General features: G+C 60.7%; 8 protein-coding genes. 7 read left to right on the top strand and 1 reads right to left on the bottom strand.

Going from position 1 to position 11,632, the window contains the following annotated elements:
• Nucleotides 1–201 precede the first annotated feature (201 nt).
• From hemB to JFT44_RS03875, 3 genes are all read left to right on the top strand, one after another.
• Entirely contained in the window at nt 202–1,215 is a 1,014-nt protein-coding gene (gene hemB / locus JFT44_RS03885) for a porphobilinogen synthase (protein ID WP_057960958.1), read from the top strand.
• An 18-nt stretch (nt 1,216–1,233) separates the two neighbouring features.
• Nucleotides 1,234–3,456 (top strand): polyphosphate kinase 1, encoded by a 2,223-nt coding sequence (gene ppk1 / locus JFT44_RS03880; RefSeq protein ID WP_115129255.1) that lies wholly within the window; start codon nt 1,234–1,236, stop codon nt 3,454–3,456.
• Between the two features lie 233 nt (nt 3,457–3,689).
• Nucleotides 3,690–5,099 (top strand): amidase family protein, encoded by a 1,410-nt coding sequence (locus JFT44_RS03875; protein ID WP_128593637.1) that lies wholly within the window; start codon nt 3,690–3,692, stop codon nt 5,097–5,099.
• Between the two features lie 3 nt (nt 5,100–5,102).
• Here the strand turns inward: JFT44_RS03875 and ppx are convergent, their stop codons facing one another.
• Complete coding sequence (gene ppx, locus JFT44_RS03870) at nt 5,103–6,605, bottom strand: exopolyphosphatase (protein WP_057960956.1); 1,503 nt, start codon at nt 6,603–6,605, stop codon at nt 5,103–5,105.
• A 480-nt stretch (nt 6,606–7,085) separates the two neighbouring features.
• On the opposite strand from ppx, the gene JFT44_RS03865 reads away from it, so the two are divergent.
• From JFT44_RS03865 to JFT44_RS03850, 4 genes are all read left to right on the top strand, one after another.
• Nucleotides 7,086–7,742: a DUF1120 domain-containing protein gene (locus JFT44_RS03865; protein WP_057440460.1), complete on the top strand. Its 657-nt coding sequence runs from the start codon at nt 7,086–7,088 to the stop codon at nt 7,740–7,742.
• Between the two features lie 111 nt (nt 7,743–7,853).
• Complete coding sequence (locus tag JFT44_RS03860; protein ID WP_198830365.1) at nt 7,854–8,570, top strand: fimbria/pilus chaperone family protein; 717 nt, start codon at nt 7,854–7,856, stop codon at nt 8,568–8,570.
• 7 nt (nt 8,571–8,577) lie between these two features.
• Nucleotides 8,578–11,097, top strand: a complete 2,520-nt coding sequence (locus tag JFT44_RS03855; protein ID WP_198830364.1) for a fimbria/pilus outer membrane usher protein — start codon at nt 8,578–8,580, stop codon at nt 11,095–11,097.
• Nucleotides 11,087–11,632 carry a hypothetical protein gene (locus tag JFT44_RS03850; protein WP_307829618.1) on the top strand — a complete coding sequence of 182 codons (546 nt, stop codon included), beginning with the start codon at nt 11,087–11,089 and terminating at the stop codon, nt 11,630–11,632. Before JFT44_RS03855 ends, JFT44_RS03850 begins: the two co-directional genes overlap by 11 nt.

The raw sequence follows: 11,632 nt of genomic DNA, 5'->3' as shown, positions 1-11,632 counted from the left end.
AATGAACGCGCAGCCTACGCCTTCGTGAACATTCATGAAAGTATCGAGATGTGTCACGAAGTGAACATTTCCTACGGAAAGCATGAATGCGACTACAGGTCACATGCCGGTCGTATGAGTAAGCACAACTGTCATTCCTTCGTCATAATGGCCGCTTATAACTGTCACGCTCGCCCGTCAAGTCGGGCTCAGGAGTCTGCCGTGAGCTTTACCCCCGCCCAACGCCTGTTTCCCGCTACCCGCCTGCGCCGCAACCGTCGTGATGATTTTTCCCGTCGTCTGGTGCGTGAAAACGTCCTGACGGTGAATGATCTGATCCTGCCGGTGTTTGTGCTCGACGGTGAAAATCGTCGGGAAGCGGTGGCGTCGATGCCGGGTGTCGAGCGTTTGACCATTGATCTGCTGCTGCAAGAGGCGGCGCAGTGGGTTGAACTGGGGATCCCGGCGCTGGCGCTGTTCCCGGTCACGCCCGCCGGGCTCAAGTCCCTGGACGCCGCCGAGGCCTGGAACCCCGAAGGCATTGCCCAGCGTGCGACCCGCGCCCTGCGCGAGCGTTTCCCGGAGCTTGGGGTGATTACTGACGTGGCGCTGGACCCGTTTACCACCCACGGGCAGGATGGCATCCTGGATGAAGAAGGCTATGTGCAGAACGACATCACCGTCGACGCACTGGTCAAGCAGGCGCTGTCCCATGCCGCTGCAGGCGCCCAGGTGGTGGCCCCGTCAGACATGATGGACGGCCGGATCCAGGCGATCCGCGAGGCGTTGGAACTGGCCGGGCACGTCAATGTGCGGATCATGGCCTATTCAGCCAAGTACGCCAGCGCCTACTACGGCCCGTTCCGCGATGCGGTCGGCTCGGCGTTGAACCTGGGCAAGGCCAACAAGGCCTCGTACCAGATGGACCCGGCCAATAGCCACGAAGCCCTGCACGAAGTGGCGGCGGACCTGGCTGAAGGCGCTGATATGGTGATGGTCAAGCCCGGTATGCCGTACCTGGACATCCTTTATCGGGTCAAGGAGGAATTCAAGGTGCCGACCTTTGTCTATCAGGTCAGTGGTGAATACGCCATGCACATGGCTGCGATTCAAAATGGCTGGTTGAGTGAAGGCGTCATCCTGGAATCCCTTACCGCCTTTAAACGTGCGGGTGCCGATGGCATCCTGACTTACTTTGCCGCCCGTGCCGCCCAATTGCTTAGAGAGCAACAATAGCCCTCACAGGAACACTCGATGAATACCGAAGGACTCACAGAAGTTGCCGTAAAAGATGCGCACCCGGTAGTTGAACAGGTCGCCGAAACCCCGCCGGAGCTTGCGCCTGAGCAGCCTGCCGTGGTCGCGGAGCCGGTGGTGGCGGCACCGCCTATCGTGATTCCGAACCTGGATGACAGCAGCCTGTACATCCATCGCGAGCTGTCGCAACTGCAATTCAATATCCGCGTGTTGGAACAGGCGCTGGATGAGTCCTATCCGTTGCTGGAGCGTTTGAAGTTCCTGCTGATCTTCTCCAGCAACCTGGACGAGTTCTTCGAGATTCGTGTCGCCGGCCTCAAGAAACAGATCACCTTTGCCCGTGAGCAGGCCGGCGCCGACGGCTTGCAGCCGCACCAGGCCCTGGCGCGCATCAGCGAGCTGGTGCATGGCCATGTGGATCGCCAATACGCCATCCTCAACGACATCCTGCTGCCGGAGCTGGAAAAGCACCAAGTGCGCTTCATCCGTCGCCGCAACTGGACCGTCAAGCTCAAGACCTGGGTCCGTCGCTATTTCCGTGACGAGATCGCGCCGATCATCACCCCGATTGGCCTGGACCCGACGCACCCGTTCCCGCTGCTGGTGAACAAGAGCCTGAACTTTATCGTCGAGCTCGAAGGGATCGATGCCTTCGGCCGTGATTCGGGCCTGGCGATCATCCCCGCACCGCGCCTGTTGCCACGCATCATCAAGGTACCGGAAGAGGTCGGGGGGGCTGGCGATAACTATGTATTCCTTTCGTCGATGATCCACGCCCACGCCGATGACCTGTTCCAGGGCATGAAGGTCAAGGGTTGCTACCAGTTCCGCCTGACCCGAAACGCCGACCTGGCGGTAGACACCGAAGACGTCGAAGACCTGGCCCGCGCCCTGCGTGGCGAGCTGTTCTCGCGGCGCTACGGTGACGCGGTGCGCCTGGAAGTGGCGGATACCTGCCCCAAACATTTGTCGGACTACCTGCTCAAGCAATTCAACCTGGCCGAGACCGAGCTGTACCAGGTCAACGGCCCGGTGAACCTGACGCGCCTGTTCAGCATCACCAGCCTGGACAGCCATCCGGAGCTGCAATACACGCCGTTCACCCCGCAGATTCCGAAACTGCTGCAAAACAGCGAAAACATCTTCAGCGTGGTCAGCAAGCAAGACATTCTGCTGCTGCACCCGTTCGAGTCGTTCACCCCGGTGGTCGATCTGTTGCGCCAGGCCGCCAAGGACCCCCATGTCCTGGCCGTGCGCCAGACCCTCTACCGCAGCGGTGCCAACTCGGAAATCGTCGATGCGCTGGTGGACGCCGCGCGTAACGGCAAGGAAGTCACGGTGGTGATCGAGCTGCGTGCGCGGTTCGACGAAGAGTCCAACCTGCAACTGGCCAGCCGCCTGCAAGCGGCCGGTGCGGTAGTGATCTATGGCGTGGTGGGCTTCAAGACCCACGCCAAGATGATGCTGATCCTGCGCCGCGAGGCCGGTGAGATCGTGCGTTACGCGCACCTGGGCACCGGTAACTATCACGCCGGCAACGCTAAGCTCTACACCGACTACAGCTTGCTGACTTCCGACGACGCGCTGTGCGAAGACGTCGGCAAACTGTTCAGCCAGTTGATCGGCATGGGCAAGACGCTGCGCATGAAAAAGCTGCTGCATGCGCCGTTCACCCTGAAGAAGGGCATGCTCGACATGATTGCCCGCGAGACCCAGTTCGCCATCGACGGCAAGCCGGCGCACATCATCGCCAAGTTCAACTCGCTGACCGATCCGAAGATCATCCGCGCGCTGTACAAGGCCAGCCAGTCCGGCGTGCGTATCGACCTGGTGGTGCGTGGCATGTGCTGCCTGCGCCCGGGCATTGCCGGGGTGTCCCACAATATCCACGTGCGTTCGATCATCGGCCGCTTCCTGGAGCACACGCGGGTGTTCTACTTCCTCAATGGCGGTGAAGAGCAGATGTTCCTCTCCAGCGCCGACTGGATGGAGCGCAACCTCGACAAGCGTGTGGAGACCTGCTTCCCGGTGGAAGGCAAGAAGCTGATCATGCGGGTCAAGAAAGAGTTGGAGAGTTATCTGACCGATAACACCCACAGCTGGAGCCTGCAGTCCGATGGGCGCTACGTGCGCAACACCCCGACGGGCAACCAGAACCCGCGCAGTGCCCAGGCCACGTTGCTGGAGCGGTTGGGCAGCCCGTTGCTGGCGGTTCGCTGATATCGACTAGACCTACATCTCTCACTGGGAAATCGGACAGGACCGTCAGATTTCCCAGGTTGGGGATCCCATGCTCCCGTTCCTAGACTGACCTTGGGCTATCAGACGATAGCCTGTACAGGGCAGTTAAGGAGTTTTCGATGGTGGGATCAGGCATAGGTATCGGGTTCGGAACTGCGGGGCTATTCGAGGCGCTGGCCTTGCCGCCGAAGGGCTACCGCAGTGCACAGGCCATGGCGTCCGATATGGCTGGGGCGGTAGTCACTTCAGAGTCCCTGGTGCGGGACTCATTAAAAAGTATTGCCAACATCGATCAGGGTCTGCAGGGCGGCAATGCCTTTGTGCAGGTTAACCCCGATGCGCGTGAACAGGCTCGGGCGCGTGACCAGGAGCGAGCCAGCGGTACCGTGCGCGGTTTTTTGCACGGCGTGCCGATTGCCCTGAAAGATGTCTTCGAAACCAGTGGGAAAATGCACACCAGTGCCGGTTCCCGTGCGCTGGTCGGCTCACCGACGAGCAAAAACGCCAAGGTTGTGGATAACTTGCTCAAGGCCGGGGCCGTGATCGTGGGCAAGACCAATATGAGCGAACTGTCCAACTTCCGCTCCAGCGTGCCGGTGGATGGCTGGAGCTCCCGTGGTGGGCAAACGCTTAACCCCCATCGGCTGGGAGGGCAGGTGGCAGGGTCCAGTTCGGGATCGGCGGTGGCGGTCGCCCAGGGGCTTGTGCCGCTGGCATTGGGCATCGAGACCAATGGCTCGGTGATTGCCCCGGCGGCCTACAACGGCGTGGTCGGTTTGAAAACCACGGCCGGGCTGGTGAGTACCGAAGGGGTGATGACCAGTTCAAAACTGGACGCGGTGGGCACCTTTACGCGCAACGTGCGCGATGCTGGCGAAGCGCTCAATGCCATGACCGAAACAACGGCCTACACCGCCGGGCTCACACCGGATGCCTTGCAGGGCAAGCGCATTGGCTACACGCCGCTGCCGGTGCTGTCGCCTGAAGACGCCAGGGACCCGGCCCTGCGCGCGGACCGGAAGCACTTCGAAGACGCGATCGCGATGCTCGGGGCCAAGGGGGCAGTCATGGTGCCGATAGGCAGGCTGGACGCGGGTGTCTCACGTGAGGCTTACGATCAATACAGTGACGCGCTGCTGGCCGGGATCAAGCAAAACCTGAACAGCTACCTGGCCGGCCGGGAAGGCCTGCCAGTGAAGTCGCTGGCTGAACTGATTGCCTTCAACGAGCGCGACAAGCAAGCCGGGGAACCGGACCAGGCGTTGCTGGAGCACATCAACAGCCTGGACGTGACGGATGAGCAGCGCGAGCAACTGTGGGCGGCCGTTCTGCCGATTTTCAAAGGCACCCTCGACAAGCCGCTGAGCGAACACCGCCTCGATGCCATCGTGTCGAACTTTCGCGCCGACAGTTACTACTTTGCCGCCGCCGCCGGTTACCCCGGCATCTCGGTGCCCTCGGGCATGGATGATGAGGGTATGCCGACCGCGCTGCACTTTTACGGTACGGGCAACAGTGAAGCCACACTGCTCGCGGTCGCCTATGGTTATGAACAGGCCACGCAGGCTATCCGTGAGCCGGCGTTCCTGCCGGGGGCGCCGGTGTCGTCCGAGAGCGTCTAGGGGTTAGCGCACATTCAGGCTGAAGCCCACTCGCGTCAGCCACTCGGCTTCCTGGGCGAAATCCGCCTGGGTCAGTTGGTTCTCGTCCAGCCAGCCTTTAGGGAACACCACATCCAGGCTGTCGCCGTTGGCGCGCAGGGTGACTTGCGGCATCTGCTGAGTGCCGCGAATGTGGTGGAACAGGATCGCAAAGCGCAGCAGGGCACACAGGCGAATCAGCTTGATGCCCTCGGCGCCGAACTCGGCGAACTTGTCCCTGGGGATGTTACGGCGATGGCCGCGCACCAGCAGCGCCAGCATCTGCTGATCCTCGCGGGAAAACCCTGCCAGGTCGGAGTGTTCGATCAGGTACGCGCCGTGTTTGTGGTAATGGTAGTGGGCGATATCCAGCCCTACTTCATGGACCTTGGCGGCCCAGCCCAGCAGTTCACGCCAGACCCCGTCTTCCAGTTCCCAATCTGCAGCGACCTGGTCGAAGGCATGCAACGCTTTGCGCTCGACCCGCGCCGCCTGTTCCAGGTCGACGTGGTAACGCTCCATTAGCGAGCCCAGGGTGCGTTCACGCACGTCTTCGTGGTGATGGCGACCCAGCAGGTCGTAGAGCACGCCTTCACGCAGGGCGCCATCGCAATGGTCCATGCGTTGCAGTTCGAGGGCGTCGAAGATGGCTTCGAGGATTGCCAGGCCTGCAGGGAAGATGGTCCGGCGGTCGGGCTTGATGCCGTCGAAGTCGATCTTCTCGGCATCCCCAAGTTTGAACAGCTTGCGCTTGAGCCAGGCCAGGCCTTCGGCATTCACCTCACCGGTGCCATGGCCGCCGGCCTTCAGGGCCAGGCCGATGGCGCGGATAGTGCCGGATGAGCCGATGGCTTCATCCCAGGTCAGGCGGTGCAGGGCGTGTTCGATGCTCATGATCTCCAGCCGCGCCGCCGTGTACGCCTGGGCGTAGCGGGCCGGGGTGATCTTGCCGTCCTTGAAATAGCGCTGGGTGTAGCTGACGCAACCCATTTGCAGGCTTTCGCGCAGCAACGGCTCGAAGCGCTGGCCGATGATGAACTCGGTGCTGCCGCCGCCAATGTCGGCCACCAGGCGCTTGCCGGGGGTGTCGGCCAGGGTGTGGGAGACGCCGAGGTAGATCAGGCGTGCTTCTTCACGGCCGGAAATCACTTCTACCGGGTGCCCGAGGATCTCCTCGGCACGGCGGATGAATTCGCCGCGGTTACGCGCTTCGCGCAACGCGTTGGTGCCGACGATGCGCACGGCGCCCTGGGGCATGCCGTTGATCAGTTGGGCAAAACGCTTGAGGCAATCGAGCCCGCGCTGCATGGATTCTTCGTTGAGCTTGCGCTCGTCGTCGATTCCGGCAGCCAGTTGTACCTTTTCGCCGAGCCGCTCAAGGATGCGGATCTCACCGTTCTGGGCCTTGGCCACGACCATGTGAAAGCTGTTGGAGCCCAGGTCGATGGCGGCGATCAGGGACAGATTCTTGGCTTGGGATTGCGGCATGGGTAGGGGATCTCGGTCGATAACCTCGCCATCGTGCCACGATCAAACGCTGACGCCAACGCGTAGTGCGCAGAGGAGTTCTCCTACGGAGGTTCGGGACGCAGGTTTGTAGGGAATGTAGGGGGGCTCCATTGGTTCCTTGTAATTATTCCGTAGGATCTATGGGAAACAGTAGAATTTCAAAATTTGGAAACTTCTCTTGATTTAACCTACATCTTAAGAACAGTTATACCCATTGGTTATTTGTTTGGTACTACTCTTAAGCTTGGTTAAGGCGACGATTGTTTTTTATTGTTCTGACAGTAATTAGGGTATTGTCTTATTCTTTAGTGGGGTGCATGCGGGAGAGACTGTCGCTCGGCAATTCTGCCTTGGTGTTATTTATTTACAGCTCATTTGTCACGGATGGCGGGATGTTGGGCAATGCAATTGCCCGGGTAGGAATAAAGGCACCTGATAACTTCTAGTGACAGGTTCAGCATGAAAAAAATATCTGGTTTGGTAATGGGTGTTGTCTGTTTGGCCGCAAGCGTGGTTGCACACGCCGATACAAGTGGTTCGGGGAACTTGAGGGTCATTGGTACTATCAAGCCAGCGCCCTGCACGGTCAGTATCAGCAGCGGCGTCATTGATTATGGTCAGATCAGTGCAGCTTCTATCTTGCCAAATGCTTTCAACCCCTTGCAGGAGAAAACCCTGCCGCTGTCCGTGAACTGCGGCACCGCGGCTACGCAGATGGCGCTGTCGGTATCTGACACGCAGGCGGCCAGCACCGTTGCGGGTATCCTGGGAACCGGCTTCGCTGAATCCCAGAACTTTGGCCTGGGTGCGGTGGATGGCCGGCGTACCGGTGGCTATTCGGTCAGGCTTTCGAACCTGTCCAGCGCCGGTGCCAGCCTGCTACCGCTCAAAAGGACCAGCTCTGTCGCAGCCTGGATGTATAGCGCCGATGGCCGGGTCGACAAGTTCCCGTACCAGCACTCCTGGAGCCGCACCACCAGCCCGGTTCCAGCACTGGTCAACGTTGTCAGCGGCACGATCAACGTCAAGGCCGTCATCAACCGGGGCAGCGCCCTGGACCTGAGCAAGGATGTTCCTTTGAACGGCCTTGCCACCTTAGTCGTTACTCGTATCTAAACAGGTAGTAAATCCGCACTGCAGTCGTAACTAGCTGTTGCGACTGCGTGCGGGCTGCTTACAGTTCTGGGTGTATTGACGGTCTCTTAAATTGTGTGTGGGTAGAACTTGATGAGTTTTCTTTTCAATACAGTTGCTGCCCTGCTAGGGGGCGTAAGTCTTTCTCTGCTACTACATGGCAACGTACTGGCTGACGGTATGGAGCCTGAAACATCTGTTGTAATTCTTTATGAAGAAAATGGCGAAGCGACTATTAATGTCAAGAATACCGATGCCGGTCCGGCTTTATTACATTCGGTCATTCAAAATCTTGCTGAAGACCCGGAACCATTATTGATTGTTACGCCGCCAATTGCGCGCGTGGAACCTGGCGAAACACAACTAGTGCGCTTTATCGCAACCCTCAAGGAACCACTCAAGACTCAACGCTTGAAGCGGGTCACTTTTGAAGGGATTCCCCAGGCCAGGGCCGAAGGGCGTGCGACCATTGGTATCACCATTCGCCAGGACCTGCCGCTGATCCTGCACCCCCAGGGTTTGCCGCGGCTTGAAGAGCCCTGGAAGTTGCTCAAGTGGACCCTGCAAGGCAATCGCCTGGCCGTGCAGAACGACAGTGCCTACGTTGTCCGCCTGGGTTTACAGGTGCAGCTGCTGCCGGCCAAGCGCCCGGCAATATTGTCGCGCACCTATGTGCTGCCTGGCGAAACGCTGTGGACCACGGTCGAGGGCAATGTCGCAGGGGTCAATGCCGTCGAGATTCAACCGGCGACGGTCTACGGCTATTCGACCTCCGTCTACCAGGCTCCCGTTGCTGTCGAGGCGGGTTGATCGAGCTATGAGAACTGTCGATAAAGCCGGTTGTTTCAATCAGTCCGCATCGTTCTTCCGGGCCCCGGGCTCCCTGGCGTATGGCTCGGGCATTGTCATCGGGCTGGCCTCACTGTGCAGCGGGCCTGCCCATGCCTTGGAGCTGGGAGAGGGGTTTGATCTTGCCGTACTCTCTGCGAACGGTATTGACCCGAAGGTTGCCCATTATTTTCGCAGTGCGGCGCGCTTTCGCGAGGGCGTCCATGTGGTCGGGTTGAGGGTCAACGGCAACCCACTGGGCTTGGTGGAAGCGCGTTTCGACTATGAAGGGCAGCTGTGTTTCACCCCCGGCCTGCTGGAAAAGGCCGGGCTGCGCGTCCCGGCGACCGTCACTCGGCAGGGCATCGCGCGCGATCAGGCGTGCCATGATTTTGTCGGTGAGTACCCGGCGACCCTTGTGCGGCTGAGCCCTGGTAGCGATGAAGTCTCCCTGGTGGTGCCCACCCAGTCGATGCGCGAATTTGAATGGGGCGGGGGCAATGCTTCCCAGGGTGGCATGGCGGCCTTGTTCAACTACGACGTGCAGGGTTTTGAGGATCATTTCAACAGTGGCTCTTCTCGCTCCGTCTCCGCCTATACCGAGGCGGGGTTCAACCTGGGCAACTGGATTGTGCGCAGTCGCCAGTTTTATATCTCCGATAATGGCAAGGCCAGCAGCGAGCATGTGAACGCCTACGCCCAGCGTGATTTCGCGGGCCTGCGCTCGACCTTCCAGGTGGGTCAGATCTCCAGCAACAACCCGGTGTTCGGCGGGCTGCAGCTCTCCGGCCTGCAACTGTTCCCCGATGGGCAGTCGCGCGCGGCCGGCGGCAGCGCGGTGGTGGTCGAAGGGCTGGCTCGCAGCCCGTCCAGGGTTGAGGTGCGCCAGTCAGGGGTGTTGATCCATACCACCCTGGTACCGGAAGGCCCTTTTTCCCTGACTGACCTGCCGTTGCTCAATGGCACCAGCGACCTGGAGGTAAACGTGATTGGCACCCGTGGCGGTGGGCACAGCTTCAGGGTACCAGCGGCGTCCTTTGGCGCGAGTGTGCCGGTGGTGCCGGGCTACTTCTTTTCCATGGGCAAGGTGCGGGGCGCAACGCTGGGCGAGCGGGAGCCCCCGGTGGTGGCGATGGCCAGTGGTACCTGGGGCCTTGGGCGCAGTTCTTCACTGGGCTTTGGCCTATTGAGCACTGACGAGTACCAGGCTGCGGGCGGAACATGGAGCAGCGTTTTTTTCCAGCGGCTGGCAGTGGGCGGGCGTCACAACCTGTCTCGCGATGGTTCAGGCAATGTCAGCGGCGCTCGCAGCTCCATTTCATTGAGTAGCCCGCTGTCTGCCAGCCTTGAGGCCAACCTCAGTGCTACACGCCAGACACGGGGGTATCGCGAAGTCACGGAAGCCGGGCTGTCGAGCGCCCGCGACGACCTGGACGCGCGCTTCAAGAACCAATACACCCTGGGCCTGAGCTGGGCTGACCCGCTGTTGGGTGGCTTCTCCATCAGCTACTCGCACAGTGCGCAATTTGACGGGCAATCGGCTGAACATGTCTTTGCCTCCTGGAACCGAGACTTCAGTGGCACCCAGGTGTCGTTGATCGCCGACTCCCGGGTGGGTGGGGCTCGACCGCGCAAGGAGCGGAATATCCGCCGCCACGAGCGCAATGATGCTCTCGAGACAGGGCTGTCGCTGCGGTTGCAAGTCACCATGCCATTTGGCGGCGAACGTCGTGTCACTTCCTATGCCAGCCGGCGCGGGGGCGAGGTGGAGTTCGGCAGCGCGTTCAGTGATCGGGTGAACGACTATGTGAATTATGAGGTGGGTGTTGCCCGGGAGCAGACGAGTGGTGATCAGTCGGTTCAAGGCCGGGTAAATGCCATACCGCGTTACACCCAGGTTGGCTTGGGCATGCGTCGCGACTCTTTCAGTACCAGCTACACCGGGCAATTGCAGGGCGGCGTGGTGGCCCATGAACGCGGTGTGACGTTCTCGCCCTACGCCGTCCAGGACACCTTTGGCATCGTCTCGGTGGGCGATGTTGGCGCGGTCAAGGTCGCGACCCCCCAGGGCCCGGTCTGGACCGATTATCGCGGGCAGGCGGTGATCGCCGGTTTGCCGGCCTACCTCAACAGTAACGTTGAGGTGCAGACCCACTCCCTGCCCAAGCGTGTCGACCTGAAAAACGGCACCAAGGCACTCACGGCGGGTCGTGGATCCTTCAATACCGTTGATTTCGAGGTGGTGAAAGTGCGCCGCCTGCTGCTGGAAGTGCGTGACGAGCAAGGGCGCCCCTTGCCTCAAGGGGCCTCGGTATTCGGCCCGGACAATGCCTTCCTGACCAGCGTGGTGGGTGAGGGCATGGTGTTCCTGAACAATCTGGACGAGTCGCAAACCCTGAGCGTCTCCCTGCCGGATTCAACCTCCTGTGTATTGCAACTCAACCCTGAGCCAGAAACCGATGACGACAAACTCTACGAAACAGGTTCGGCAGTCTGCCGTGCGCAGTGAATCCCTGAACCTCCTTGGGCCTGGCCTCGCTCTGTGCAGCGTGCTGCTGTGGGCGGGGCTGATGCCGGGGGAAGCGCTGGCGGGTGAATGCCGTATGTCCTTGAGCCAGCCCCGGGTCGACTACGGTTTGATCCGCAGCGCGGAGCGGGCGGGAGACCAGTTGGCCCTGGGGAAACGCACGCTGCAACTGAACATCGCCTGTGCCGAGTCGGCACCCATGGCCCTGCGTTTCACGGGGGTGTCTGCCGGGTCGAAAGGCTTTCGGTTCGGCCGCCAAGGCTATTTCACCCTGAGCCTGCAGCATCCTCAGGTGGATGGGCAGGCGGTGGAGTTGCGGGTGTCGGGAGAGCCGCCAAGCGGACAGTTGTTGCCCGGCCAGACGCTGGTCGCACGGGCAGGCGGCGCCCCGATACACGGGCGCCGATTTACAGCGCTGGTGAACATCGAGACCTTTGTGCCAGCGGTCGGGCTGGCAGTGCGTGACGAAACGGCCTTCGAGGGGCAGGGCAGTTTCGAATGGGTACCCGGCGCCTGA

The organism is Pseudomonas sp. MF5691 (assembly GCF_016405645.1).
Lineage (GTDB): Bacteria > Pseudomonadota > Gammaproteobacteria > Pseudomonadales > Pseudomonadaceae > Aquipseudomonas > Aquipseudomonas shahriarae.
The sequence above is the reverse complement of the archived record's forward strand: the minus strand, read 5'-3'. Positions and strand labels throughout refer to the sequence as shown.